This window comes from Enterobacter sp. 6722112 (genome assembly GCF_058661685.1).
The window spans coordinates 3103879-3129721 of the sequence record NZ_JBZWGR010000007.1 but is presented as its reverse complement, the minus strand read 5'-3'; the positions used below and the strand labels follow the sequence as shown (position 1 = coordinate 3129721).

Genomic DNA, 25843 nt, shown 5'->3' with positions numbered 1-25843 from the left:
CGTTTATTATGAATTAAAAATTCCAGAGGTAAATAACATGAATCTAGGCTCTCTTGTTTCTGAAACGCGTAACCCGCAAACCATGGATCTTGATGCACTGTCCACGCTGGAGCTGGTAAACCGCTTTAATCAACAGGATACCCTCGTCGCGCTGGCAGTCAAAGAGACATTGCCCGAGGTGGCGAAAGCCGTAGACGCCGCTGCCGACGCTCTGAAAGCAGGAGGACGCATTATTTACATGGGGGCGGGTACCAGTGGGCGCCTCGGTGTGCTGGATGCCTCAGAGTGTCCCCCGACCTTTGGCGTTCCGCACGGTCTGGTCGTTGGCCTGATTGCCGGTGGCCCCGGCGCGCTGCTGAAAGCGGTGGAAGGGGCAGAAGACAATAAACAGCTTGGGGAAGACGATCTCAGGGCGCTGAACCTGACCGCGCAGGATCTGGTCGTCGGGCTGGCGGCTTCTGGTCGTACGCCGTACGTCATTGGTGGGCTGGAATACGCCAGACAGACGGGATGTACCACGGTGGCCATCTCTTGTAACCCGGGTTCGCCGATTGCGCAGGTGGCCGCCATTGCCATCTCTCCGGTCGTCGGGCCGGAAGCGCTCACCGGCTCCACGCGCCTGAAATCGGGAACCGCGCAGAAGCTGGTGCTCAATATGATCTCCACCGGCGCGATGGTGAAATTCGGCAAGGTCTACCAAAACCTGATGGTGGATATGCAGGCCACCAACGTCAAGTTGGTGGACAGAGCCTGCCGCATGGTGATAGAGGCGACAGGGGCAGGTCGGGAAGAGGCGGAAGCGGTACTCAAACAGACCGATTACGACGTCAAACCCGCCATTCTGATGATATTAACCGGGCTGGATGCAGCCGCGGCCAGAGCCAGGCTCGAAGCCCATCACGGGTTTTTACGGGCGGCATTAGAACACCAATAAGAGGCGTGTATGGACAAAACAGCAGCGCTCGCCAGCGACATCCTGCTTGGGATCGGTGGGGAAAAAAATATTCAGCGTCTGGAAAACTGCATGACGCGTGTACGCGTCGAGGTGCACAACGACGAAAAGCTTGATTTAACGCGCCTGAAGCAGCTCCCCGGCGTGAGCGGGTACGTTAAACAGGGGCAACAGCACCAGCTGATTGTCGGTCCGGGCAAAGCGGCGCAGGTGGTTGATGCCATGCGCGCCCTGATGACGGGCAGTGAAACGGCTCCCGCCTTTGACGACGCGGAACGCACCAAAGCGCAGGCGAAAGCCAAATACAAAGCCCCCATGAGCGATGCGCTGCGCCAGCTGGCAAACGTCTTTATTCCTCTGATCCCGGCGTTTATCGCATCGGGGCTGATCACCGGGATTATCAATATCCTCAAGCGTCCGGATATTGTCGGGAATTTCGCCACCCAGTATCCGAACCTGCTGGGTATTCTGGCGATTTTCGGCAGCGCGGTGTTTGCCATCATGAACATTCTGGTGGGGGTAAACACGGCCAAAGTGTTCGGCGGCTCGCTGGCGATGGGCGGCGTAATGGCGGGTATCCTCTCCAGCCCGCAGCTGGCGCAGATTACGCTGTTTGGCGAGGCGCTTCAGCCAGGCCGCGGTGGGGTGATTGCCGTGCTGCTGGTGGTCATTCTGATGTGCTGGATCGAGAAAAAGCTGCGCGCGTTGCTGCCAGGCTCGATTGAGCTGATCCTCAACCCGCTGCTGACCACATTGATTACCGGGAGCGTGGCGATTGTGGCGCTACAACCGTTAGGCGGCGCGATCTCTGAAGCCATCGCCCACGGCGCGTCTCTGGCGATCGATCGCGGCGGGCTGCTGGTGGGGGCCGTGCTGTCCGGGACCTTCCTGCCGTTAGTGCTGACCGGTCTGCATCAGGGGCTGGTGCCGATCCATGTCGAACTGGTACAGGCGCACGGCTATAACGCACTGCTGCCGATCCTGTCGATGGCGGGCGTTGGGCAGGTCGGCGCGGCCATCGCGGTGCTGATGAAAACCCGCAACGCGCGTCTGAAAAAGGTTATTAAAGGGGCGCTGCCGGTCGGGTTACTCGGTATCGGCGAGCCGCTGATTTTCGGCGTGACCTTGCCGCTGGGTAAGCCGTTCCTGGCCGCCTGTCTCGGTGGCGCGGTGGGCGGGGCGTTAATCAGCTACTGGAAAGTGGCGACCGTCATTACCTTCGGGATCTCCGGTTTACCGCTGGCATTAACCATCGTGACCGGAAAAGTGATGCTCTATCTGTTAGGCTATCTGGTAGCGGTGATCGCCGGGTTCCTGTTTACCTGGCTGTTAGGATTCAACGACCCAGAGGAGTAAGGTTTGGCCAGTCACGAGCGTCGCGTTGTCTTTTTTGATCTGGATGGAACGCTGCATCAGCAGGATATGTTCGGCACCTTTATGCGCTACCTGCTGCGGCGCCAGCCCCTTAACGCGTTGCTGGTATTACCCCTGTTACCCGTTATTGGTATCGCGCTGCTGGTGAAAGGCCGTGCAGCGCGCTGGCCGATGAGCCTGCTGCTCTGGGGATGCACGTTTGGTCATAGCGAAGCGCGCCTTAAGCAGCTCGAACAGGATTTTGCGCACTGGTTTCGCGGGCACGTCGCCGCGTTTCCCGTGGTACAGGCGCGCCTGACCAGCTATCTCGACGCCAACGATGCCGATATCTGGCTGATTACCGGCTCCCCGCAGACGCTGGTGGAGCATGTCTATTTTGATACGCCCTGGCTGCCGCGCGTGAATCTTATCGCGACACAAATCGCGCGCGGCTACGGCGGCTGGGTGCTGACTATGCGCTGCCTCGGACATGAAAAAGTGGTGCAGCTGGAGAAACGCATCGGTACGCCGCTGCGTCTGTACAGCGGCTACAGCGACAGCAAGCAGGACAACCCGCTGCTCTATTTTTGCCAGCACCGCTGGCGCGTCACGCCTCTGGGCGAACTTCAGCAACTCGAATAGTCTTATCTGTACCGGCTGTGTATAATGCCGCCCGCTTTTCGACTGGAGTATCAGCCCTTGTCCAACCCTGAACACAATCATGAATACTGGATGCGCCATGCGCTGGCGCTGGCTCAGCGCGCCTGGGAAGAGGGCGAAGTGCCCGTGGGCGCGGTACTGGTCCATAACAATCAGGTGATTGGGGAAGGGTGGAACCGTCCGATTGGCCGTCACGATCCTACCGCGCATGCTGAAATTATGGCGCTGCGTCAGGGCGGACTGGTGCTGCAAAACTATCGTCTGCTTGATACCACCCTGTATGTCACCCTTGAACCGTGCGTAATGTGCTCCGGGGCGATGGTGCACAGCCGAATCGGTACGCTGGTGTTTGGCGCGCGGGATGAAAAGACGGGCGCTGCTGGTTCACTGATGGACGTACTTGGGCATCCGGGGATGAACCACCAGGTGAAAACTATCGGCGGGGTACTTGCACCAGAATGTTCGGGTCTGTTAAGTGACTTTTTTCGAATGCGTCGCCAGCAGAAAAAGCAACAAAAGGCAGAATTGAAACCGCAGGATGATTAAGCTCGTCCGGTGCGACCACCGGATAGCTTTCAGCCAGCTGTTGCGCCTCGGCCGCCTCTTTTTCTTTCTCCAGCAGATATCCCACCAGGCTTATCTGATACTTACGAATATTTTCCACATAGGCATACGCTTCATGCCCGCGCGCATAGCCGTACGTCAGCTTCTGGTACCACTGTTTCTGGCTAAGCAGCGGCAGGCGCTGTTTTACATCTGACCAGCTGTCCGGGTTACCTTTGGTTTTCGCCGTCAGCGCCCGCGCGTCGAGCATGTGCGCATAACCCATGTTATAGGCGGCCAGCGCAAACCAGATACGCTCCCCTTCCGGGACCGTCTCCGGCACTTTCGCCATCATATCCTGTAAATACTGCGCGCCGCCGCTGATACTCTGTTCCGCATCGGTCCGGTCGCTGATGCCGAGGCTCTGGGCGGTATTTTTGGTCAGCATCATCAACCCGCGCACGCCCGTGGGGGAGGTGGCCTGAGCATCCCAGTGCGATTCCTGGTAGGAAATCGCCGCCAGCAGCTTCCAGTCAATCTCCTGGGCGTACTTCTCAAACAGCGGTTGCAGATCCGGCAGCACGCTGTCCACCGCGCGCAGGAAGGTGCGGGTGTCAACGTAATCAAAATCGTCTCCGTGACCGAGATATTTCTCTTCCAGGCGCGCCAGGGTGCCGTCTTCATTGATGGAATTAAAGAAATCGAGCATAGCCGCAGAGACGGTTTGATCGTCGTCCAGCTGGGTAAACCAGGTCACCGGCTGTTCGTCGGTCACATCCAGCGCCACGGCAATTTCAGGATGAACGCGCTGGAAAAGGCTGATCGCCACCGAATCAGCAATGGTATAGGCCAGCTTTTTATCTTTTACCTGCTCCAGCAATTCGGTCGTGCCGAGTTTAGGATCGACCGTCCAGCTGAGGTTCGGGTATTTTTTCTCTTTCAACGCCAGCAGATCGTCAATCACCACATGGCCTGGCGCAATGGTCAATTGCTGGTCGGTGATGTCGGCCAGTGAGCGCGGGCGCAGGCTACCCACACGATAAACCACCTGCTGCGACACGGAGTAATAGGTCGGGCCCGGCTGATAGTTTTTGCTGCGTTCGCTGTTGTACACCAGACCTGCGGCGAGAATATCGGCACGGTCATGGTCCAAATCATCAAACAGCTGGTTGATGTTCTGCCGCACGGTAACTTTCAGCTTCACGCCCAGATAGTCCGCAAACAGCTGTGCCAGTTCGTAATCAAGACCGATGGTTTTACCGTTGATATCGTCGTAAATAAGCGGGGATGAGAGGGTACTGACGCGCAACTCCCCCCGCTCCTGAATGGCGGCGATACGGTTTTCGGCCTTGCCGAACCAGGGGATAGACGGCCAGAGGGCCACTGCCAGCAGCAACGTAACAATGCCGATGAGCAGATAATTAATCTTTAATTTTTTCAATTAGTTAATTCTCTGCGACGCCGGTTGCCTCAGTGTGCTGTAGTCATGTTAAGAGTAGAGTTTGCCATTGATTGAGCGGCATTTTGCGCAAAGTAGCGCCAGTTGGCAACCAATTAGAGAGACAGGTCACATCTATTGTTAAACATAAAGGATGATTTTATTTCGACGCAAACGGTTTCGTCGGCGCTCAGGATTCTCTATAATGACGCCCGTTTTCCCCCCTTGCGCACACTGTAAGCGCCCCGGCGCTTCGAAGACGAGAGACTTATGATGGAAATTCTGCGTGGTTCGCCTGCACTGTCTGCCTTCCGTATTAACAAACTGCTGGCACGTTTTCAGGCGGCCGACCTTCCGGTAAGCAATATTTACGCTGAGTATGTCCATTTTGCTGACCTGAACGCCCCCCTGAATGCAGAGGAGCGCGTACAGCTGGAACGCCTGCTTAAATATGGCCCAAGCCTGAGCAGCCATACGCCGACCGGCAAATTAATCCTCGCCACGCCACGCCCTGGCACCATCTCCCCCTGGTCTTCCAAAGCCACCGACATCGCTCACAACTGCGGCCTGAGCCAGATTAACCGTCTGGAGCGCGGTGTGGCGTACTATGTGGAAGCGTCAACCCTGAGCGACGCGCAGTGGCAGGTGGTTGCCGCAGAGCTGCACGACCGCATGATGGAGAGCGTGTTTGATTCTCTGGATGATGCGCAGAAACTGTTCTCCCACCATCAGCCTGCGCCGGTACAGAGCGTGGATTTGCTGGGGCAGGGGCGTCAGGCGCTGATCGACGCAAACCTGCGTCTTGGTCTGGCGCTCGCAGAAGATGAAATCGACTACCTTCAGGATGCATTCGTTAAGCTGAATCGCAACCCGAACGACATCGAACTGTATATGTTCGCGCAGGCCAACTCCGAGCACTGCCGCCACAAGATTTTCAACGCCGACTGGATTATCGACGGCGAACAGCAGCCGAAGTCGCTGTTCAAAATGATCAAAAACACCATGGAGCAAACCCCTGACCACGTGCTGTCTGCCTATAAAGACAACGCCGCGGTGATGGAAGGTTCCGAGGTGGGCCGCTTCTTCGCCGACCGCGAAGCGGGGCGCTATGACTTCCACCAGGAGCCTGCGCATATCCTGATGAAAGTGGAAACCCACAACCACCCGACGGCGATCTCCCCGTGGCCGGGTGCAGCGACCGGCTCCGGCGGTGAAATCCGTGACGAAGGTGCGACCGGTCGCGGCGCGAAACCAAAAGCGGGTCTGGTCGGTTTCTCCGTTTCCAACCTGCGTATTCCGGGCTTTGAGCAGCCGTGGGAAGAAGACTTCGGCAAGCCAGAGCGCATTGTCACCGCGCTGGATATCATGACCGAAGGCCCGCTGGGCGGCGCGGCGTTCAACAACGAATTTGGTCGTCCGGCGCTGAACGGTTACTTCCGTACCTACGAAGAGAAAGTGGACAGCCACAACGGCGAAGAGCTGCGCGGCTACCACAAACCGATCATGCTGGCGGGCGGGATCGGCAACATTCGCGCCGATCATGTGCAGAAAGGCGAGATCGTCGTCGGCGCGAAGCTGATCATGCTCGGCGGCCCGGCAATGAACATCGGTCTGGGCGGCGGGGCAGCCTCGTCTATGGCCTCCGGCCAGTCTGATGCGGATCTCGACTTCGCATCCGTGCAGCGCGACAACCCGGAAATGGAGCGCCGTTGTCAGGAAGTGATCGACCGCTGCTGGCAGCTGGGCGATGCCAACCCGATTCTGTTCATCCACGACGTGGGCGCGGGTGGACTCTCTAACGCCATGCCTGAGCTGGTGAGCGACGGCGGTCGCGGCGGACGCTTCAACCTGCGCGATATCCTGAGCGATGAGCCGGGCATGAGCCCGCTGGAGATCTGGTGTAACGAATCCCAGGAGCGCTACGTGCTGGCGGTTGCCGCCGATCAGCTGCCGCTGTTTGACGAGCTGTGCCGCCGCGAGCGCGCGCCGTATGCGGTCATCGGTGAAGCGACCGAAGAGCAGCACCTTTCCTTAAGCGACACCCACTTTGACAACCAGCCGATCGATCTGCCGCTGGACGTGCTGCTCGGCAAAACGCCGAAGATGACCCGCGACGTGCAGACTCGCAAAGCGGCGGGCAAAGCGCTGGATCGCCAGGGCATCACCGTGGCAGAAGCGGTTAACCGCGTGCTGCACCTGCCTGCCGTGGCAGAGAAAACCTTCCTGGTGACCATCGGCGACCGTACCGTGACCGGTATGGTGTCGCGCGATCAGATGGTCGGCCCGTGGCAGATCCCGGTCGCTAACTGCGCTGTGACCACCGCGAGCCTCGACAGCTACTACGGCGAAGCGATGGCGCTGGGCGAACGCACACCAGTGGCGCTGCTGGACTTCGCCGCTTCTGCCCGTCTGGCGGTCGGTGAAGCGCTGACCAACATCGCCGCGACGCAGATTGGCGATATCAAACGCATCAAACTTTCCGCGAACTGGATGGCCGCTGCCGGTCACCCGGGCGAAGATGCCGGCCTGTACGAAGCGGTGAAAGCGGTGGGTGAAGAGCTGTGTCCTGCGCTCGGCCTGACCATTCCGGTGGGTAAAGACTCCATGTCGATGAAAACCCGCTGGCAGGAAGGTAACGAGCAGCGCGAGATGACCTCTCCGCTATCGCTGGTGATCACCGCGTTTGCGCGCGTGGAAGACGTGCGTCATACCGTTACGCCGCAGCTTTCCACTGAAGATAACGCCCTGCTGTTGATTGACCTCGGCAAAGGCCATAACGCGCTGGGCGCCACCGCGCTGGCGCAGGTTTACCGCCAGCTCGGCGATAAGCCAGCCGACGTGCGCGATGTCGCCCAGCTGAAAGGCTTCTACGACGCAATTCAGGCGCTGGTGGCGCAGCGTAAGCTGCTGGCCTACCACGACCGTTCCGATGGTGGCCTGCTGGTGACGCTGGCAGAGATGGCCTTCACCGGTCACTGCGGCGTTGAAGCAAACATTGCAACGCTTGGCGAAGACCGCCTGGCGGCGCTGTTTAACGAAGAGCTTGGCGCGGTCATTCAGGTACGCGCCGCAGATTGCGACGCGGTGGAAGCGATTCTGGCGCAGCACGGTCTGGCAGACTGCGTACACTATCTCGGTAAAGCGGTGCAGGGCGACCGCTTCGTGATTGAAGCCGACGGCCACGCGGTGTTCAGCGAAAGCCGCACCACGCTGCGTATGTGGTGGGCGGAAACCACCTGGCAGATGCAGCGCCTGCGTGACAATCCGGAATGCGCCGATCAGGAACACAACGCGAAGGCGAACGACAACGATCCTGGCCTGAACGTGAAGCTCAGCTTCGACATTAACGAAGACATTGCCGCGCCGTACATTGCGACCGGTGCGCGTCCGAAAGTAGCCGTGCTGCGCGAGCAGGGCGTTAACTCCCACGTTGAGATGGCGGCGGCCTTCCACCGGGCGGGCTTTGACGCCATCGACGTCCACATGAGCGACCTGCTGGCCGGGCGTACCGGGCTGGATGATTTCCAGGCGCTGGTCGCCTGCGGGGGGTTCTCCTACGGCGACGTCCTGGGCGCGGGCGAAGGTTGGGCGAAGTCCATCCTGTTCAATAGTCGCGTGCGTGACGAGTTCGAAACCTTCTTCCATCGTCCGCAGACGCTGGCGCTGGGCGTGTGTAACGGCTGTCAGATGATGTCTAACCTGCGCGAGCTGATCCCGGGCAGCGAAGCCTGGCCGCGCTTTGTGCGTAACCAGTCTGACCGCTTCGAAGCGCGCTTCAGCCTGGTAGAAGTGACCCAAAGCCCGTCTCTGCTGTTGCAGGGAATGGTCGGTTCACAGATGCCAATCGCGGTTTCGCACGGTGAAGGTCAGGTTGAAGTGCGTGATGCAGCGCACCTGGCTCAGCTTGAAAGCAAAGGACTGGTGGCGCTGCGCTTTGTTGATAACTTCGGCAAGGTCACCGAAACCTATCCGGCTAACCCGAACGGTTCGGCAAATGGCATTACCGCGGTCACCAGCGAAAGCGGTCGGGTGACGATCATGATGCCGCACCCGGAACGTGTCTTCCGTACCGTGAGCAACTCCTGGCACCCGGAAAACTGGGGCGAGGACAGCCCGTGGATGCGCATTTTCCGCAACGCGCGTAAACAACTGGGTTAAGTTTCAACGCCCTGACTGTAGGCCCGGTAAGCGCGAGCGCCACCGGGCTTTTTTGTACCTGTCGCAAAATCGCGACAATCCTCTGGGTTGAATGTCTCCAATAAGAGACATTTAACTTATTGATTTATATATGTCAGGACGGGTTCCCGTTAAGGTGTTGCTTAATAGCGACACTTAGCCTGGAAATTATTCACCTGACAATCAATGCATTTTAATAATAAAACGATTATTAATCATAAGGATAGTATCAATTTTTGCAATCTGGCACGCGCGTTGCATAATAGTAACCAGTGGCTCATTCACCTTCTTATGTCAGCCCCTTCGGGACGTGCTACATAAACTTCGAATGACGCACAAAAAGGTGCCTGCCGTCCAACTACTGATTATTGCAATGCTTTATCAGGCCAGGGCGAAACGTCGAGTTAGGCACCGCCTTATTCCATGACAAAGCCGGGTTTTTACCCGGCTTTGTTGTATCTGAAGGGCAGACTCAGTTACGCTCTCCTCAAACCCGGATGATGAGAGTAATGTGTTGAAACGCTGGCCCGCTTTCCCTCGCTCCCTGCGACAGCTCGTTATGATGGCCTTCCTGCTGATCCTGCTACCTTTGCTGGTTCTGGCGTGGCAGGCATGGCAAAGCCTGAATGCGTTAAGTGCCCAGGCGGCCCTGACTAACCGCACCACGCTTATTGATGCCCGCCGTAGCGAGGCAATGACCAACGCCGCGCTGGAGATGGAGCGTAGCTATCGCCAGTACTGCGTGCTGGACGACCGCACGCTGGAGAGGGTCTATCAGAACCAGCGTAAACGCTACAGCGAAATGCTGGATGCCCATGCCGGGGTCTTGCCGGATGACAAACTCTATCAGGCGCTGCGTCAGGATCTGAACGATCTGGCGCAGCTCCAGTGCAAAAACAGCGGTCCTGATGCCGCCGCCGCCGCCCGACTTGAAGCCTTCGCGAACGCCAATACTGAGATGGTGCAGTCCACCCGTACGGTTATCTTTTCCCGTGGCCAGCAACTCCAGCAGGAGATTGCCGAGCGCGGCCAGTTCTTCGGCTGGCAGGCGCTGGTGCTGTTCCTCGTCAGCCTTGGGCTGGTACTGCTCTTTACCCGCATGATTATCGGCCCCGTAAAGGGGATCCAGCGGATGATTAACCGCCTGGGGGAGGGCAAATCTCTCGGGGATACAGTTGTTTTTAAAGGCCCGCGCGAGCTGCGCTCGGTCGGTCAGCGTATCATCTGGCTTTCTGAACGCCTGGCGTGGCTGGAATCGCAGCGTCATCAGTTCCTGCGCCATATCTCACACGAACTCAAAACACCGCTGGCCAGTATGCGTGAAGGCACGGAGCTGCTGGCAGACGAAGTAGCGGGGCCGTTAACCCCTGAGCAAAAAGAGATCGTGGCGATTCTGGATGCCAGTAGCCGCAATTTACAAAAACTTATTGAACAACTGCTGGACTATAACCGCAAGCTGGCGGATGGTGCTGTGGTGCTTGAAAGCGTTGAGATTGAACCGCTGGTGGACATGGTGATCTCCGCCCATAGCCTGCCAGCAAGAGCTAAAATGATGCATACCCAGGTGGATCTCAATGCGCCTTCCTGCCTGGCAGAGCCGATGCTGTTAATGAGCGTACTGGATAATCTTTATTCCAATGCGGTGCACTATGGTACTGAATCCGGTACCATTTATATCAGAAGCAATAACAACGGTTCGCGGGTATTTATTGACGTAGCGAATACGGGAAGCCCGATTCCGGATGATGAAAAAACGATGATCTTTGAGCCCTTCTTCCAGGGGAGTCATCAGCGAAAAGGTGCGGTAAAAGGAAGTGGTCTGGGGCTGAGTATTGCCCGCGACTGCATACGACGCATGCAGGGTGAGCTTAACATCGTGAGTGATGAACGCGCCGATGTCTGTTTTCGTATCGAACTGCCTCTTGAGCCGGAAAAATCAATGAAATGAATAATAACCTGGTGAGTATGTCACACGTCTTTTACCGCGCACTGCGCGCGGTGTTTTCCAGTAAAAATGTGCGCCTGAGCCTGCCCTGCTTACTGCTGGCCGGCTGTGTAACCCATGCGCCGAAAAGTGCAATTAGCCACAAACAGGAAGATAAATGGCCGCAAAAACAGCTGGCCGATTTCCTTTCAACACGTTGCGATGATATCTGGAACCTGTCGGGGCGTGATGTTGAATCCAATCCGCTGTTCTGGCTGCGCGGAATAGACTGCGCCCAGCGGCTGGCGCCCGCCGAGGCCCGTGCCCAGGCGGCGATGCTGGTGGACGATACCTGGCAGGACGCGTTTAAACGTGGGATCGTGATGGCGGATGCCAGAATCACGCCTGTCGAACGCCGCGCCAACGTGACGCGGCTGGATACTTACGTGATCAATATTCCCCCGCAGGTGCGCCCGGTCTATCAGCTCTGGCGGGATGGACAAACCCTGCAATTACAACTGTCTGAAGAGCGTTTCCGCTACAGCAAATTGCAGCAGTCGAGCGACAGCGAGCTTGATGCGCTTCGCCAGCAGCAGGAGTCGCTGCGCGAGCAGCTGGAAACCACCACCCGCAAGCTCGAAAATCTGACCGATATCGAAAGACAGCTCTCGACGCGTAAGCCGGCAGGCAGCTATCTGCCCGATGGGTCGAAAGGCAACTCTGCCACGACGCCAGACAGTGAGACGCCGAAACAAGAGGATGTGAAGCCATGACAAGCCGTAAACCTGCCCATCTGTTACTGGTGGATGACGATCCCGGGCTGTTAAAGCTGCTGGGAATGCGTCTGGTCAGCGAAGGCTACAGCGTGGTCACCGCTGAAAGCGGGCAGGAGGGGCTGAAAGTGCTCAGCCGCGAGAAAATCGATCTGGTGATCAGTGATTTGCGCATGGATGAAATGGATGGCCTGCAACTGTTCACGGAGATCCAGAAGCAGCAGCCCGGGATGCCGGTGATTATCCTCACCGCTCACGGATCTATTCCTGATGCGGTGGCCGCGACGCAGCAGGGGGTATTCAGCTTCCTCACCAAACCAGTGGATAAAGACGCCCTCTATAAAGCAATCGACAGCGCCCTTGAGCATGCGGCGCCATCCGGCGACGACGCCTGGCGTGAATCCATCGTGACGCGTAGCCCTGTGATGCTGCGCCTGCTGGAACAGGCGCGGATGGTGGCGCAATCCGACGTTAGCGTGCTGATCAACGGCCAGAGCGGGACCGGGAAAGAGATCCTGGCCCAGGCTATCCACAACGCCAGCCCGCGCAGTAAAAATGCCTTTATTGCCATCAACTGTGGCGCGCTGCCGGAACAGCTGCTTGAGTCTGAGCTCTTCGGCCATGCCCGCGGCGCCTTTACCGGAGCGGTGAGCAGCCGTGAAGGGCTGTTCCAGGCGGCTGAGGGGGGCACGCTGTTTCTTGATGAAATTGGCGATATGCCCGCGCCGTTGCAGGTCAAACTGCTGCGCGTGTTGCAGGAGCGAAAAGTGCGTCCGCTTGGCAGCAACCGCGATATCGATATCAACGTGCGTATTATTTCCGCTACCCATCGCGATTTACCCAAGGTGATGGCGCGCAACGAGTTCCGTGAAGATCTTTACTATCGACTGAATGTCGTCAACCTGAAAATCCCGGCGCTGGCCGAGCGTGCGGAAGATATCCCACTGCTGGCAAATCACCTTTTGCGCCAGGCCGCTGACCGCCACAAACCATTCGTGCGCGCGTTCTCCACCGATGCGATGAAACGCCTGATGACCGCAAGCTGGCCGGGCAACGTACGCCAGCTGGTGAACGTGATTGAGCAGTGCGTGGCGCTGACGTCATCGCCGGTGATCAGCGATGCGCTGGTGGAGCAGGCGCTCGAGGGGGAAAACACGGCCTTACCGACGTTTGCGGAAGCGCGAAACCAGTTCGAGCTGAACTATCTGCGTAAGCTGCTGCAAATCACCAAAGGCAACGTGACCCACGCGGCGCGCATGGCCGGGCGTAACCGTACCGAGTTTTATAAATTGCTCTCACGTCACGAGCTGGAAGCGAACGATTTTAAAGAGTAATACCGCAAAATTCGCCTGAATATGATACTGTGAGCAACCGATTACGAGGCTGCTTACTGGCAAGAGTTTAAGGACCCACCATGAAAAAGATTGATGCGATTATTAAACCTTTCAAACTGGATGATGTACGTGAAGCGCTGGCAGAAGTAGGCATCACCGGGATGACCGTAACTGAAGTGAAAGGTTTTGGTCGTCAGAAGGGCCACACCGAGCTATACCGTGGCGCAGAGTACATGGTGGACTTTCTGCCGAAAGTGAAAATCGAGATCGTGGTGAGCGATGATATCGTCGATACCTGTGTGGATACCATCATCCGCACGGCGCAGACCGGTAAAATTGGCGACGGGAAAATCTTCGTCTTTGACGTGGCGCGCGTGATCCGTATCCGTACCGGCGAAGAAGACGACGCGGCGATTTAACATTCTTGCCGGGTGGCGCTGCGCGTACCCGGCCTACAAAACCCTTCGTAGGCCCGTGCAAGCGCAGCGCCGCCGGGCGATTACAGCACTTTATGCGGGCCGAAACATTCGTAATGAATGTTGTCTTTATTCACGCCCAGGTCTACCAGCTGCTTCGCGGCATACTGCATAAACGCTACTGGCCCACAAACGTAGAACTGCATCCCCGGTGCGCTGAACGCCCCTTCATGCTGCCCTAAATTCATCAGGCCTTCGCTGTCGAAACGAGCCGCTGCGCGGTCTGCCTCCGTCGGCAGGCGATACCAGGTATGCGCGGTGAAACGCGGCAGGGTCGCTCCGAGCGCTTTGACTTCATCCGCAAAGGCGTGCACATCACCGTTCTCCGCCGCGTGGAACCAGTTAACCTGCGCGCTGTGGTTTGCTTTCGCCAGCGTATCCAGCATCGCCAGCATTGGCGTCTGACCTACGCCTGCGGAGATCAACGTCACCGGGGTATTCGTTTCAACGGCCATAAAGAAATCGCCCGCCGGTGCCGCCAGATGGACCACGTCGCCCACGCTGGCTTCGTTATGCAGCCAGTTGGATACCTGACCGCCTTCCTCACGTTTAACCGCAATGCGATAGCCTTTGCCGTCTGGCTTGCGGGTCAGGGAGTACTGGCGAATCTCCTGGTGCGGGAAGCCTTCAGGCTTCAGCCAGACGCCCAGATACTGGCCCGGCTGGTAATCGGCAACCGGCTGACCGTCCACTGGCTCAAACTCAAAGCTGGTGATCAGTGCGCTGCGCGGGGTTTTCTCGACGATGCGGAAGGCGCGCGTGCCTTCCCAGCCGCCATTCTTGCTGGCGTTTTCGCTGTAGATCTGCGCTTCACGGTTGATGAATACGTTTGCCAGTACGCCATAGGCCTTACCCCAGGCATCCAGTACTTCCTGGCCCGGGCTGAACATTTCGTCCAGGGTTGCCAGCAGGTGACTGCCGACGATGTTGTACTGCTCAGGTTTGATCTGGAAGCTGGTGTGCTTCTGGGCGATTTTTTCCACCGCAGGCAGCAGAGCCGGCAGGTTTTCGATGTTGCTGGCATAGGCGGCAATAGCGTTAAACAGCGCTTCGCGCTGATCGCCGTTACGCTGGTTGCTCATGTTGAAAATCTCTTTGAGCTCCGGGTTATGCGCGAACATGCGATCGTAGAAATGGGCGGTCAGTTTAGGACCCGTTTCAACCAGCAGGGGGATTGTGGCTTTCACGGTAGCGATGGTTTGGGCGTCGAGCATAGCAGCTTCCTTCTGATGTTACTTTAATGATGTATTTTAGATGCATCTTATAAAAATACCCCTGCAATGTAAATGGTTCTTTGCATCGTGAAAAATATGCATCACAAAGCTGAAAAGAAATCCGTTGAAAATGGCGAGAGCTTTATTGCTCAAACCCTTGCGTGGCGTGGAGGTAAACGTTTGCGTAAAATCGTTTGTCAAGACCTGTTATCGCAGAACTATTCAGTTATACTGTTGCCCGTCGTCCAACAGGACTGCCTTTTCAGGCCAAAAATTTACTTGTTAGCTGAGTCAGGAGATGCGGATGTTAAAGCGTGAAATGAACATTGCCGATTATGATGCCGAACTGTGGCAGGCTATGGAGCAGGAAAAAGTACGTCAGGAAGAGCACATCGAACTGATCGCCTCCGAAAACTACACCAGCCCGCGCGTAATGCAGGCGCAGGGTTCTCAGCTGACCAACAAATATGCTGAAGGTTATCCGGGCAAGCGCTACTACGGCGGTTGCGAATACGTTGATATCGTTGAGCAGCTGGCGATTGACCGTGCGAAAGAACTCTTTGGCGCTGACTACGCGAACGTCCAGCCGCACTCTGGCTCTCAGGCTAACTTCGCTGTTTACACCGCGCTGTTGCAGCCGGGCGATACCGTTCTGGGTATGAACCTGGCGCAGGGCGGCCACCTGACTCACGGCTCCCCGGTTAACTTCTCTGGCAAACTGTACAACATCATCCCTTACGGTATTGATGAGTCCGGTAAAATTGACTACGAAGACATGGCGAAGCAGGCCAAAGAGCACAAGCCGAAGATGATCATCGGTGGCTTCTCTGCTTACTCCGGCATCGTTGACTGGGCAAAAATGCGTGAAATCGCTGACAGCATCGGTGCGTACCTGTTCGTCGACATGGCGCACGTTGCCGGTCTGATTGCGGCAGGCGTTTACCCGAACCCGGTTCCACATGCGCACGTTGTGACCACCACTACCCACAAAACCCTGGCGGGTCCACGCGGTGGTCTGATCCTGGCGAAAGGCGGTGACGAAGAGCAGTACAAAAAGCTGAACTCCGCCGTGTTCCCAAGCGCCCAGGGCGGCCCGCTGATGCACGTTATCGCCGCGAAAGCCGTCGCGCTGAAAGAAGCGATGGAGCCAGAGTTCAAGGTTTATCAGCAGCAGGTTGCTAAAAACGCCAAAGCGATGGTGGAAGTGTTCCTGAACCGTGGCTACAAAGTGGTCTCTGGCGGGACTGAAAACCACCTGTTCCTGCTGGACCTGGTTGATAAGAACCTGACCGGTAAAGAAGCTGACGCAGCCCTCGGTCGCGCCAACATTACCGTCAACAAAAACAGCGTGCCAAACGATCCGAAGAGCCCGTTCGTGACTTCCGGTATCCGTATCGGTTCTCCGGCCGTAACTCGCCGTGGCTTTAAAGAAGCGGAAGTGAAAGAGCTGGCGGGCTGGATGTGTGACGTTCTGGACAACATCAATGACGACGCGGTTATCGAGCGCGTTAAAGGTAAAGTTCTGGACATCTGCGCACGCTTCCCGGTGTACGCATAATTCTCTGCGTCGCAGAACTGAAAAAGGCCGCTCATGCGGCCTTTTTTTATGGGCTAACGTCGGTCGAGGGAGATGGCCCCCGGCCCGGTAATCGCCAGCAAAATAAAGCCGCCAGCGATACTCACATTTTTGTAGAAGTTAATCATATTTGGCAGAACAGCATCGCCCGTCATATCCCAGTAGTGGTGACCAATCACCGCCGTTCCCAGCGTATAGAAGACAAAGATCACCGCGAGGGGGCGGGTGAAAAAGCCCAGCACGATCAGAATCGCGGCGGGGACTTCCATCACCACCGCAACAATGGCGGCCAGCATGGGCATGGGGGCGCCGAGCGACGTCATATACTGAACGGTGCCGCTAAACCCCGTCAGCTTGGGATAACCGAAAATAATAAACAGGACCACAATAGCAATGCGGGCAATTAAAAGCAGGAAAGAACGAGAGGAGCCGAAATCGAAATAACGTAAGCTGTTCATGGCAAACGACCTCTTCAGGCGATGTTCTTTAAACGTAATACAATTTTGCCGCTCTCGCCATACGCCGACCGGCTGTCCATGATGTTAATTTATCGTTAATTTATAGCGCGCTAACGACTTGCTAAAATCAGGGATTAACGCCAGACTATCGCCTCCATTTCGGGAGGGATTCATGGTCTTGCATTCCACGCGCTGGCTGGCGCTCAGCTATTTCACCTATTTCTTTAGTTACGGTATTTTTTTGCCTTTCTGGAGCGTCTGGCTCAAGGGAATTGGTCTGACGCCTGAGACCATTGGCATCCTGCTGGGCGCGGGGCTGGTGGCACGTTTCCTGGGTAGCCTGCTGATTGCGCCCCGCGTCAGCGATCCCTCCTTACTGATTAAAGCGGTGCGAATTCTGGCCCTGCTGACGCTGGTCTTTGCGGCCTGCTTCTGGGTCAGCCATCAGTTTGCCTGGCTGATGGTGGTAATGGTTGGCTTTAATCTGTTCTTCTCCCCGCTGGTGCCGCTGACGGATGCCCTGGCGAACACCTGGCAAAAGCAGATCACCATGGACTATGGCCGCGTGCGCCTGTGGGGATCGATTGCCTTCGTGATCGGCTCTGCGCTGGTCGGGAAACTGGTCAGTCTCTATGACTATCGTGCCATTCTGGCGCTGTTAACGCTCGGCATCGCCTCGATGCTGCTCGGTATGTTGCTGCGTCCGTCGGTGATGCCGCAGGGCGAAAGCCGCCATCAGGAGAGCGCCGGCTGGCCCGCCTGGCGCTCGCTGGTGGCGCAAAGCTGGCGTTTCCTGGCCTGCGTCTGTCTGCTCCAGGGGGCACATGCGGCCTATTACGGCTTCAGCGCCATCTACTGGCAGGGGGCGGGCTACTCGGCTTCAGCGCCATCTACTGGCAGGGGGCGGGCTACTCGGCTTCTGCGGTAGGCTACCTGTGGTCGCTCGGCGTGGTGGCGGAGGTCATTATCTTCGCGCTGAGCCAAAAACTTTTCCGTCGTTTCGGGGCGCGTGACCTGCTGCTGCTTTCCGCCGTTTGCGGCGTGGTGCGCTGGGGCATCATGGGCTGGACGACTGAGCTGCCGTGGCTGATTGTGGCGCAAATTCTGCACTGCGGAACCTTCACCGTGTGCCATCTGGCGGCGATGCGCTACATCGCGGCGCGAGAGGGTGGGGACGTTATTCGTCTTCAGGCGGTCTATTCAGCGGTGGCGATGGGCGGCAGTATTGCGGTGATGACCGTATTTGCCGGTTTCCTCTATCAGCACCTGGGGCACGGTGTGTTCTGGGTGATGGCGCTGGTCGCTTTACCTGCCATCGTCATCCGCCCAAAGGTGGCTGCTCGCTCGTAACTATGATTCGAGCATAACGCGAATATGTTCCTGCTGCTGCGTGTTCAGGGCCTCAACGGCATGAATGAGCGGCGGCGAGAACAGCGGCAAGGCGGTTGGATAAGGCGTAATGACCAGCGCCGCCTCGCGGGGGGCGCCCTCCTTCTTAAACGCCTCCAGGCTAAGATAACGAATATTGAGCGGCAGCAGCGTCAGCTCGCGAAGCTGCTGCTCAATTAACGCTTCGCAGGCTTTATCTTCCCCCGTTAACAGGACCACCTGTTTTTCATGCAGGTCGGTCTCTTGCATCAGCCAGGCACCAAAAATCACCGCCACCAGAGCCATCTCTTCACCGGAGAATCGCAGACCAAATTCGGCTTCCAGCTCAAACAGCGCCTCTTTAGTGGTGCGCAGCAGCCGGGGGTATAAACGGTGGATCTCTTCCGGCAGGCTGTTGTCGATGCCGATGTCAAATAAGGAGCGGTCCAGCGCCTGAGCCAGATGAATATAAAGCTGATCGGTCAGCCCTTGCTCATCGCTGAAGTTCATCCCGGTTTGTGCCCGGAAACGGGCAATCATACGCACGATGGCGCGACGCAGGCGCTGATCCTGCTGGTGTTTATCCATCACCGGGTCGGGTGTGCGAAGCATCATAAACAGCAGCGCCAGGAACAGCTGTTCATCGCTGTGCGTTCCCTGCGGGACGCGCCGTTTCCAGTGGCGGACAATTTCCTGCGCCGTAAAGTATTCCCCTCGGGACTGCGTCCAGCTGCGCTGAACGGGCGAAAATTCTGGCGTATTGCCCAGATGATGCTGAATCAGACAATATTGCAGATAAAGCTGTAAAAACTGTACGTCGCGGGACTCAAACTGGCGCTGAAGCTTGCGCGCACAAAAGTTGATAAGCGCCCGAAGGTTCGCATCGTCATAAAGCGGGCGGGCAATGCCGTGCTGTTTAAGCGCGGTTTTTAAGGCAGGGGTAAACTGTTGGGCGACAAAATGTGGACAGAGCCGAAGCGCCCTGCGCAGCCAGTGCAGCAGGCACAAACGTTGATTCAGGGCGGACCCCTCAATGCGGTAGCAGCCATCATGGTGCGTGACAATATCAAGCCGATGATAGCGCTGGATTTCATCGCGCGTCTCGGCTATATCTTGCCGTGCCATGACGTCGTCCACGCCGTTGGCAGCGATTATGCTCTGTGCGGTGACGGCAGCATCGGGCAGGTAAAGCATCAAAAGCACCTGGCAGCGGCGCTGCGAACTGGAAAGCACAGATGGAATTTCAAGCGTCGTCATCATCTGTCGGGTATCCAGTGTGAATGTTTGATAAGAATAGCTAAAGGATGGGCGCTGAAAAGCGCACCGGCAGGCCTTTCACTCAGGATTGCTGGCGAACATCACAGAATTTTTGACGTGAGGAACAGATGCAAATAGTTAAACAAAGCGCGGTAGCGTTATTTTTGGCGGTTTTCACTTTTGCCGCCGGCGCACATCCTCACAGTTTTATCAGCCTGAAAACCGAACTGGTGACGGACGGCACGCAGCTCAGCGGCCTGAAAATGCGCTGGACGATGGATGAAATCACCTCCGCCGACCTGCTGTACGATGCCGGAAACGCAAAGCCCGGCGATGAGATCTGGAAAAAGCTGGCGGCGGAAGTGATGGCCAACGTGCTGGGTCAGCACTACTTCACCGAGTTCTGGCACAACGGACAAAAGGTGAAATTTCTCAACCGTCCCACGGTGTACGGTATGACCCGCGACGGACATCAGGCGGTGCTGACCTTTATCCTTCCGCTGGCGCACCCTCAACCGTTGGCCGGGCAGAAGTACACGTTTTCCACGTTTGACCCAACCTACTATGTCGATATGCATTACGCCCAGGACAGCGACGTGCAGTTGCCGGAAAATTTGCAAAAAATCTGCAAAATTGCCGTGCACACCCCGAAACCCAGCGAAGAGATGCTGAACTTTGCCGTTTCTCTTGATAAAGAGGATGCGCCCCCCGAAGACATGGAGTTAGGTAAACAGTTTGCGCAGGAGGTGACGTTACAATGTCAGTGATCTCCTCTCCCGTCAGTAAGCCGCGTCGCTGGCTGCACCTCTGGCCTCTGGCGCTCTTTTTGTTGTTAGCGGTTGGCGGCGCGCTCTGGCTGTGGCAGGCATGGCCGCAGGTGATGATGAAAAGCATCCTCTGGCAGCGGGAAGTTAATCAGCAGATGAGCGGTCTGCTGAAAGCCGTGGCGGAAAATCCGACCAAAGCGGGCGGCGCTCTTCTGGCGTTCAGCTTTATCTATGGCGTGCTGCATGCCCTGGGACCGGGGCACGGCAAAATCGTCATCACGACCTGGCTTGCCACGCATCCGTCGAAGCTGAAATCGAGTATCGGCCTGACGCTGGCTTCTTCTTTACTTCAGGGCGGTGTGGCGATTGCGCTGGTCGTGGTCGTCCTTTCGCTGCTACAGCTGCCGGCCCGCCAGCTGCATATGAGCAGCTTCTGGCTGGAGAAGGGGAGTTACGCGCTGGTAGGCGTGCTGGGGCTGATCCTCTGCTGGCGGGCGCTGAAAAAATTGCGCGCGTTGCTGCGAAAACCAAAATTCAAATCCTTTACACCGCATCACGTTCACCATGAAAACTGCGGGTGCGGGCATCAGCATCTGCCGACGCAGGAACAATTACAGAACAGTGAGGACTGGCGTGCGCGCCTGATGATTGTTCTCTCAATGGGGATGCGTCCGTGCTCGGGCGCAATCATGGTGCTGTTGTTCAGCAAAGTGACAGGCGTATTTGGCTGGGGCATGCTCTCGGCGCTGGCGATGGCGGCGGGAACGTCTCTGACGATCTCTTCGTTAGCCCTGCTGGTGCACAGCTTCCGTCAGCTGGCGGTAAAACTCAGCGGCAATAAAACGCCGGTATTGTGGCGACAGGTTGGCTGGACAACGCTTGCGCTGGCGGGCGGGGTGATTCTGCTGGTGGCTGCGGTTACGATGTGGATGAGCGCGGTGCCGGTGGGAAGGGGGTTGCGGCCTTTCTAGCCGTATCTGAGGCGTGTTGTAAGCCCGGTAAACGTAGCGCCACCGGGCTTAACAGACTGAATTAACGCTTCAGCGCATCGCTCAGTTCATCACGCATGTTTGCCAGCATGGCTTTAACAACGCGCGGGTTACCTGCAACGATGTTGCCGGTAGACATATAGTTATGGCCGCCGGTGAAGTCGCAAACAATCGCGCCAGCTTCACGAGCGATCAGCTCGCCCGCCGCGAAGTCCCACGGCTTCAGAGACAGCTCAAAGTAACCGTCAACGCGGCCGGTCGCGACGTAGGCCAGATCCAGTGCAGCAGAGCCGGTGCGACGGAAGTCCGCGCATTCGGTGAACAGCTTGCCCAGGATATTCATATAAGTGGTTGCGTGCTGCTTCGCCTTGAACGGGAAGCCGGTCGCCAGAATCGTGCCGTCCAGATCGCGTGCATTGCTGCAACGCAGACGGTAGCCGTTCAGCTGCGCGCCCTGACCGCGGGTCGCGGTGAACAGTTCGTTACGCATTGGATCGTAAACAACGGCGACTTCAGTACGGCCTTTGATGCGTACTGCGATAGACACAGAGAAGTGTGGCAGGCGTTTGACGAAGTTGGTGGTGCCATCCAGTGGATCGATAACCCATTGAACATCCTGATCGGTACCTTCATGTTCACCGCTTTCTTCGGTGATGATGGTGTGCTGCGGGTAAGATTTGCGGATCGTTTCGATAATAATCGCTTCTGCGGCTTTATCTACGTTCGTCACGAAATCATTGCTGCCTTTCTGGCTGGTTTCTACGGAGTCTGGGGTTTCGTAGTGTTTGGCAATTACATTACCCGCCTTGCGCGCTGCGCGCACGGCGATGGTCAGCATCGGATGCATCGGTCTCTCTCACTGGATGTTAAAGAACAGGAAAATCGGCGCAGAGTATAGCAGCGGGATCGGATTATGTCTCTCGTTTATGATAATATGCCCGAATATTCTTCAGACACTGAATCCAGACATTTAAAAATTATGCTGCAAAACATTCGAATCGTGCTGGTCGAAACATCGCACACCGGCAACATGGGCTCTGTGGCCCGCGCTATGAAAACCATGGGCTTAACGAACCTGTGGCTGGTGAATCCGCTGGTGAAACCAGACTCTCAGGCTATTGCTCTGGCGGCCGGCGCCAGCGACGTGATCGGGAATGCGCAGATCGTGGACACCCTGGATGAAGCCCTGGCCGGTTGCAGCCTGGTGGTGGGGACCAGCGCGCGCTCCCGTACGCTGCCCTGGCCGATGCTGGACCCGCGCGAATGCGGCCTGAAAAGCATCTCAGAAGCGGAACAGGCGCCGGTTGCGCTGGTGTTTGGCCGTGAACGTGTTGGCCTGACCAACGAGGAATTACAGAAGTGCCACTATCACGTGGCGATTGCCGCCAACCCGGAATACAGCTCGCTGAATCTGGCGATGGCGGTGCAGGTGATTGCCTATGAAGTGCGCATGGCATGGCTGGCGACGCAGGAGAAACCGGTCGAACCTAAAGAAGAGACGGCCTACCCGCTGGTGGACGACCTCGAGCGCTTCTACGGTCATCTGGAGCAGACGCTGCTCGCTACCGGCTTTATCCGTGAAGGCCATCCAGGCCAGGTGATGAACAAGCTGCGCCGTATGTTCACGCGCGCGCGCCCGGAAAGCCAGGAGCTGAACATCCTGCGCGGGATTCTGGCGTCGATTGAGCAGAAGAATAAGGAATAGTGTCGTCTGTTCGCCGGGTGGCGCTGCGCTTACCCGACCTACAAAGCCCGTAGGCCCCTGCAAGCGCAGCGCCGCCGGGCAAAAAAAACGGCACAGAAGGTTAAATACCTGACTAAAACAGTCAAGTAAATAGTTGACCAATTTAGTCAGGAATGTCAGACTTGGCCCTGCTATGCAATACCCCCATTTTACAATAAAAAACCCCGGGCAGGGGCGAGTTTGAGGTTAAGTAAGACATGAGACTGACATCTAAAGGGCGTTATGCCGTGACCGCGATGCTGGACGTTGCGCTCAACTCCGAAGCGGGCCCGGTTCCGTTGGCTGATATTTCTGAACGACAAGGGATCTCCCTCTCTTACCTGGAACAGCTGTTCTCCAGACTGCGTAAAAATGGACTGGTGTCCAGCGTTCGTGGCCCGGGCGGCGGTTATCTGCTGGGTAAAGACGCGGGCAGTATTGCGGTTGGCGAAGTGATTAGCGCGGTTGACGAATCCGTTGACGCGACCCGTTGCCAGGGTAAAGGCGGCTGTCAGGGCGGCGATAAATGCCTGACCCACGCGCTGTGGCGCGATCTGAGCGACCGTCTGACCGGCTTCCTGAACAACATCACCCTGGGTGAACTGGTTAATAACCAGGAAGTTCTGGATGTCTCTGGTCGTCAGCATAGTCAGGATTCACAGCGCAGCACCCGTTCGCAGGACGCCATCGACGTTAAACTGCGCGCGTAATTAAAAAGATAAGTATTCAGAATCAGGCCGGGGTGGTCACACCCCGCGTACTCGGTCGTACATCCAGCCGGTTGCCTGATTCCTTGCATTGAAGCGATGTACGGAGTTTATAGAGCAATGAAATTACCGATTTATCTCGATTACTCCGCAACCACGCCGGTGGACCCGCGTGTTGCCGAGAAAATGATGCAGTGTCTGACCCTGGACGGAAACTTTGGTAACCCAGCTTCCCGTTCTCACCGTTTTGGCTGGCATGCTGAAGAGGCGGTTGATATCGCCCGTAATCAGATTGCTGACCTGGTTGGTGCCGATCCGCGTGAAATTGTTTTCACCTCCGGCGCGACCGAATCCGACAACCTGGCGATCAAAGGTGCTGCCAACTTTTATCAGAAAAAAGGCAAGCACATTATCACCAGCAAAACCGAACACAAAGCCGTGCTGGACACCTGCCGTCAGCTGGAGCGTGAAGGGTTCGAAGTGACTTACCTGGCGCCGCAGAGCAACGGGATCATCGACCTGAAAGAGCTCGAAGCGGCCATGCGTGATGACACCATTCTGGTTTCCATCATGCACGTTAACAACGAAATCGGCGTTGTGCAGGACATCGCAACCATCGGCGAAATGTGCCGTGCGCGCGGCATCATCTACCACGTGGATGCGACCCAGAGCGTGGGCAAACTGCCTATCGACCTGAGCCAGCTGAAAGTGGACCTGATGTCCTTCTCCGGTCACAAAATCTATGGTCCGAAAGGTATCGGCGCGCTGTACGTTCGTCGTAAGCCACGTATCCGCATCGAAGCACAGATGCACGGCGGTGGTCACGAGCGCGGCATGCGTTCCGGTACGCTGCCTGTACACCAGATCGTGGGCATGGGCGAAGCGTATCGCATCGCGAAAGAAGAGATGGAAACCGAGATGGCACGCCTGCGTACGCTGCGTAACCGTCTGTGGGACGGCGTGAAAGATATGGAAGAAGTGTATCTGAACGGCGATCTCGAGCAGGGCGCGCCAAACATCCTCAACATCAGCTTCAACTATGTTGAAGGCGAGTCGCTGATCATGGCGCTGAAAGACCTGGCGGTTTCTTCCGGTTCTGCCTGTACGTCTGCAAGCCTGGAGCCATCCTACGTGCTGCGCGCGCTGGGTATGACTGACGAGCTGGCACACAGCTCTATCCGTTTCTCTTTAGGTCGTTTTACTACCGAAGAAGAGATTGACTACACCATCAAACTGGTTCGTAACTCCATTGGCCGTCTGCGCGACCTTTCTCCACTGTGGGAAATGTTCAAGCAGGGCGTGGATCTGAACAGCATTGAATGGTCACATCACTAATCGGTACATAAGGAGAATTCAATCATGGCATACAGCGAAAAAGTTATCGATCATTACGAGAACCCGCGCAACGTTGGCTCTTTTGACAACAGCGATGAATCTGTCGGTAGCGGCATGGTCGGTGCACCGGCATGTGGCGACGTGATGAAGTTGCAGATTAAAGTCAACAATGAAGGTATCATTGAAGACGCGCGCTTCAAGACCTACGGCTGCGGTTCTGCTATCGCTTCCAGCTCCCTGGTCACCGAATGGGTGAAGGGCAAGTCTCTGGACGAAGCACAGGCAATCAAGAACACGGATATTGCTGAAGAACTCGAACTGCCGCCGGTGAAAATTCACTGCTCAATTCTGGCAGAAGACGCGATCAAAGCCGCCATTGCGGATTACAAAAGCAAACGTGAAGCAAAATAATTGAGGTTTGAGTATGTCGATTACCCTTAGCGACAGCGCTGCCGCGCGAGTAAGCTCTTTTCTGGCGAACCGTGGTAAAGGCTTTGGCCTGCGACTGGGCGTACGTACCTCCGGCTGTTCTGGTATGGCTTACGTACTGGAGTTTGTTGACGAACCGGCGTCTGATGACACCGTGTTTGAAGACAAGGGCGTGAAGGTGGTGGTCGATGGCAAAAGCCTGCAATTCCTCAACGGCACTCAGCTGGACTTCGTAAAAGAAGGCCTGAACGAAGGGTTCAAATTCACGAACCCGAACGTCAAAGACGAGTGTGGTTGCGGCGAAAGCTTCCACGTTTAACCGCGCGTCATCCGAAACCCCACCGTGGCTTTGCTACGCGTGGGGTTTGTTCTAACAGGCTACCCCTGAGAT

22 protein-coding genes and 1 pseudogene are annotated in these 25843 nt (G+C 56.7%); 18 read left to right on the top strand and 5 right to left on the bottom strand.

The window, feature by feature from the left end; translation table 11 throughout:
- Positions 1-37 precede the first annotated feature (37 nt).
- Genes murQ through tadA form a run of 4 tightly spaced genes read left to right on the top strand, consistent with a single transcriptional unit; the run spans position 38 to position 3511 of the window.
- Positions 38-934, top strand: coding sequence for an N-acetylmuramic acid 6-phosphate etherase (gene murQ / locus AC4OVU_RS16320; protein WP_015572145.1), 897 nt, complete (start codon positions 38-40; stop codon positions 932-934).
- A 9-nt stretch (positions 935-943) separates the two neighbouring features.
- Entirely contained in the window at positions 944-2308 is a 1365-nt protein-coding gene (locus AC4OVU_RS16315) for a PTS transporter subunit EIIC (protein WP_015572146.1), read from the top strand.
- A gap of 3 nt (positions 2309-2311) precedes the next feature.
- Positions 2312-2947: a phosphatidylglycerophosphatase C gene (yfhb, locus tag AC4OVU_RS16310; RefSeq protein ID WP_017383550.1), complete on the top strand. Its 636-nt coding sequence runs from the start codon at positions 2312-2314 to the stop codon at positions 2945-2947.
- A 24-nt stretch (positions 2948-2971) separates the two neighbouring features.
- Positions 2972-3511 (top strand): tRNA adenosine(34) deaminase TadA, encoded by a 540-nt coding sequence (tadA, locus tag AC4OVU_RS16305; RefSeq protein ID WP_022649032.1) that lies wholly within the window; start codon positions 2972-2974, stop codon positions 3509-3511.
- On the opposite strand, the gene mltF is transcribed toward tadA, so the two are convergent.
- Positions 3399-4949: a membrane-bound lytic murein transglycosylase MltF gene (gene mltF / locus AC4OVU_RS16300; RefSeq protein ID WP_110292907.1), complete on the bottom strand. Its 1551-nt coding sequence runs from the start codon at positions 4947-4949 to the stop codon at positions 3399-3401. The genes tadA and mltF overlap by 113 nt on opposite strands.
- 267 nt (positions 4950-5216) lie before the next feature.
- Here mltF and purL point away from each other — a divergent pair, with 267 nt between their 5' ends.
- From purL to glnB, 5 genes are all read left to right on the top strand, one after another.
- Positions 5217-9104: a phosphoribosylformylglycinamidine synthase gene (gene purL / locus AC4OVU_RS16295; RefSeq protein ID WP_110292906.1), complete on the top strand. Its 3888-nt coding sequence runs from the start codon at positions 5217-5219 to the stop codon at positions 9102-9104.
- A 532-nt stretch (positions 9105-9636) separates the two neighbouring features.
- Positions 9637-11070 carry a two component system sensor histidine kinase QseE/GlrK gene (gene qseE, locus AC4OVU_RS16290; RefSeq protein ID WP_003860691.1) on the top strand — a complete coding sequence of 478 codons (1434 nt, stop codon included), beginning with the start codon at positions 9637-9639 and terminating at the stop codon, positions 11068-11070.
- Positions 11067-11819 carry a two-component system QseEF-associated lipoprotein QseG gene (qseG, locus tag AC4OVU_RS16285; protein WP_015572149.1) on the top strand — a complete coding sequence of 251 codons (753 nt, stop codon included), beginning with the start codon at positions 11067-11069 and terminating at the stop codon, positions 11817-11819. The genes qseE and qseG overlap by 4 nt, the downstream gene beginning before the upstream one ends.
- A complete protein-coding gene (gene glrR, locus AC4OVU_RS16280) occupies positions 11816-13153 on the top strand; it encodes a two-component system response regulator GlrR (RefSeq protein WP_015572150.1) in 1338 nt (445 codons plus the stop codon). The genes qseG and glrR overlap by 4 nt, the downstream gene beginning before the upstream one ends.
- 80 nt (positions 13154-13233) lie before the next feature.
- Positions 13234-13572, top strand: a complete 339-nt coding sequence (gene glnB / locus AC4OVU_RS16275; protein WP_003860685.1) for a nitrogen regulatory protein P-II — start codon at positions 13234-13236, stop codon at positions 13570-13572.
- Positions 13573-13652: 80 nt separating this feature from the next.
- Here the strand turns inward: glnB and hmpA are convergent, their stop codons facing one another.
- Positions 13653-14843: an NO-inducible flavohemoprotein gene (gene hmpA, locus AC4OVU_RS16270; protein ID WP_017383546.1), complete on the bottom strand. Its 1191-nt coding sequence runs from the start codon at positions 14841-14843 to the stop codon at positions 13653-13655.
- Positions 14844-15147: 304 nt separating this feature from the next.
- On the opposite strand from hmpA, the gene glyA reads away from it, so the two are divergent.
- Positions 15148-16401 carry a serine hydroxymethyltransferase gene (glyA, locus tag AC4OVU_RS16265; protein ID WP_110292905.1) on the top strand — a complete coding sequence of 418 codons (1254 nt, stop codon included), beginning with the start codon at positions 15148-15150 and terminating at the stop codon, positions 16399-16401.
- A gap of 53 nt (positions 16402-16454) precedes the next feature.
- On the opposite strand, the gene AC4OVU_RS16260 is transcribed toward glyA, so the two are convergent.
- A complete protein-coding gene (locus AC4OVU_RS16260) occupies positions 16455-16877 on the bottom strand; it encodes a DoxX family protein (RefSeq protein ID WP_032649105.1) in 423 nt (140 codons plus the stop codon).
- A 172-nt stretch (positions 16878-17049) separates the two neighbouring features.
- Here AC4OVU_RS16260 and AC4OVU_RS16255 point away from each other — a divergent pair.
- Positions 17050-18227 (top strand): annotated as a pseudogene (locus AC4OVU_RS16255) (3-phenylpropionate MFS transporter).
- Here the strand turns inward: AC4OVU_RS16255 and csiE are convergent.
- The gene (csiE, locus tag AC4OVU_RS16250) at positions 18228-19505 is read right to left on the bottom strand and encodes a stationary phase inducible protein CsiE (RefSeq protein WP_032649100.1); all 1278 of its coding nucleotides are present in this window, start codon (positions 19503-19505) and stop codon (positions 18228-18230) included. It lies immediately after the preceding pseudogene.
- Positions 19506-19630: 125 nt separating this feature from the next.
- Between csiE and AC4OVU_RS16245 the strand changes: the two genes are divergently transcribed.
- A complete protein-coding gene (locus AC4OVU_RS16245; RefSeq protein WP_110292904.1) occupies positions 19631-20269 on the top strand; it encodes a DUF1007 family protein in 639 nt (212 codons plus the stop codon).
- Positions 20260-21240, top strand: a complete 981-nt coding sequence (locus tag AC4OVU_RS16240) for a nickel/cobalt transporter (RefSeq protein WP_017692914.1) — start codon at positions 20260-20262, stop codon at positions 21238-21240. The genes AC4OVU_RS16245 and AC4OVU_RS16240 overlap by 10 nt, the downstream gene beginning before the upstream one ends.
- 61 nt (positions 21241-21301) lie before the next feature.
- Here the strand turns inward: AC4OVU_RS16240 and suhB are convergent, their stop codons facing one another.
- A complete protein-coding gene (gene suhB, locus AC4OVU_RS16235) occupies positions 21302-22105 on the bottom strand; it encodes an inositol-1-monophosphatase (RefSeq protein WP_003860668.1) in 804 nt (267 codons plus the stop codon).
- Between the two features lie 132 nt (positions 22106-22237).
- Between suhB and trmJ the strand changes: the two genes are divergently transcribed.
- From trmJ to iscA, 5 genes are all read left to right on the top strand, one after another.
- The gene (gene trmJ / locus AC4OVU_RS16230) at positions 22238-22963 is read left to right on the top strand and encodes a tRNA (cytosine(32)/uridine(32)-2'-O)-methyltransferase TrmJ (protein WP_058685888.1); all 726 of its coding nucleotides are present in this window, start codon (positions 22238-22240) and stop codon (positions 22961-22963) included.
- 236 nt (positions 22964-23199) lie between these two features.
- Entirely contained in the window at positions 23200-23691 is a 492-nt protein-coding gene (iscR, locus tag AC4OVU_RS16225; RefSeq protein ID WP_022649018.1) for a Fe-S cluster assembly transcriptional regulator IscR, read from the top strand.
- 117 nt (positions 23692-23808) lie between these two features.
- Positions 23809-25023 (top strand): cysteine desulfurase, encoded by a 1215-nt coding sequence (iscS, locus tag AC4OVU_RS16220; protein ID WP_110292902.1) that lies wholly within the window; start codon positions 23809-23811, stop codon positions 25021-25023.
- A 24-nt stretch (positions 25024-25047) separates the two neighbouring features.
- The gene (iscU, locus tag AC4OVU_RS16215; RefSeq protein ID WP_003860661.1) at positions 25048-25434 is read left to right on the top strand and encodes a Fe-S cluster assembly scaffold IscU; all 387 of its coding nucleotides are present in this window, start codon (positions 25048-25050) and stop codon (positions 25432-25434) included.
- Between the two features lie 13 nt (positions 25435-25447).
- Positions 25448-25771: an iron-sulfur cluster assembly protein IscA gene (gene iscA / locus AC4OVU_RS16210; RefSeq protein ID WP_003860659.1), complete on the top strand. Its 324-nt coding sequence runs from the start codon at positions 25448-25450 to the stop codon at positions 25769-25771.
- The last annotated feature ends 72 nt before the right edge of the window (positions 25772-25843 follow it).

Excerpts from the sequence above, each read along its gene's own strand:
- qseG (WP_015572149.1), top strand. The coding sequence starts at position 11,067 with ATGAATAATAACCTGGTGAGTATGTCACACGTCTTTTACCGCGCACTG.
- AC4OVU_RS16315 (WP_015572146.1), top strand. The coding sequence starts at position 944 with ATGGACAAAACAGCAGCGCTCGCCAGCGACATCCTGCTTGGGATCGGT.
- purL (WP_110292906.1), top strand. The coding sequence starts at position 5,217 with ATGATGGAAATTCTGCGTGGTTCGCCTGCACTGTCTGCCTTCCGTATT.
- csiE (WP_032649100.1), bottom strand. The coding sequence starts at position 19,505 with ATGATGACGACGCTTGAAATTCCATCTGTGCTTTCCAGTTCGCAGCGC.
- glrR (WP_015572150.1), top strand. The coding sequence starts at position 11,816 with ATGACAAGCCGTAAACCTGCCCATCTGTTACTGGTGGATGACGATCCC.
- iscS (WP_110292902.1), top strand. The coding sequence starts at position 23,809 with ATGAAATTACCGATTTATCTCGATTACTCCGCAACCACGCCGGTGGAC.
- suhB (WP_003860668.1), bottom strand. The coding sequence starts at position 22,105 with ATGCATCCGATGCTGACCATCGCCGTGCGCGCAGCGCGCAAGGCGGGT.
- glyA (WP_110292905.1), top strand. The coding sequence starts at position 15,148 with ATGTTAAAGCGTGAAATGAACATTGCCGATTATGATGCCGAACTGTGG.
- iscR (WP_022649018.1), top strand. The coding sequence starts at position 23,200 with ATGAGACTGACATCTAAAGGGCGTTATGCCGTGACCGCGATGCTGGAC.
- iscU (WP_003860661.1), top strand. The coding sequence starts at position 25,048 with ATGGCATACAGCGAAAAAGTTATCGATCATTACGAGAACCCGCGCAAC.
- AC4OVU_RS16260 (WP_032649105.1), bottom strand. The coding sequence starts at position 16,877 with ATGAACAGCTTACGTTATTTCGATTTCGGCTCCTCTCGTTCTTTCCTG.
- hmpA (WP_017383546.1), bottom strand. The coding sequence starts at position 14,843 with ATGCTCGACGCCCAAACCATCGCTACCGTGAAAGCCACAATCCCCCTG.
- tadA (WP_022649032.1), top strand. The coding sequence starts at position 2,972 with ATGCCGCCCGCTTTTCGACTGGAGTATCAGCCCTTGTCCAACCCTGAA.
- AC4OVU_RS16245 (WP_110292904.1), top strand. The coding sequence starts at position 19,631 with ATGCAAATAGTTAAACAAAGCGCGGTAGCGTTATTTTTGGCGGTTTTC.
- glnB (WP_003860685.1), top strand. The coding sequence starts at position 13,234 with ATGAAAAAGATTGATGCGATTATTAAACCTTTCAAACTGGATGATGTA.
- AC4OVU_RS16240 (WP_017692914.1), top strand. The coding sequence starts at position 20,260 with ATGTCAGTGATCTCCTCTCCCGTCAGTAAGCCGCGTCGCTGGCTGCAC.
- murQ (WP_015572145.1), top strand. The coding sequence starts at position 38 with ATGAATCTAGGCTCTCTTGTTTCTGAAACGCGTAACCCGCAAACCATG.
- trmJ (WP_058685888.1), top strand. The coding sequence starts at position 22,238 with ATGCTGCAAAACATTCGAATCGTGCTGGTCGAAACATCGCACACCGGC.
- iscA (WP_003860659.1), top strand. The coding sequence starts at position 25,448 with ATGTCGATTACCCTTAGCGACAGCGCTGCCGCGCGAGTAAGCTCTTTT.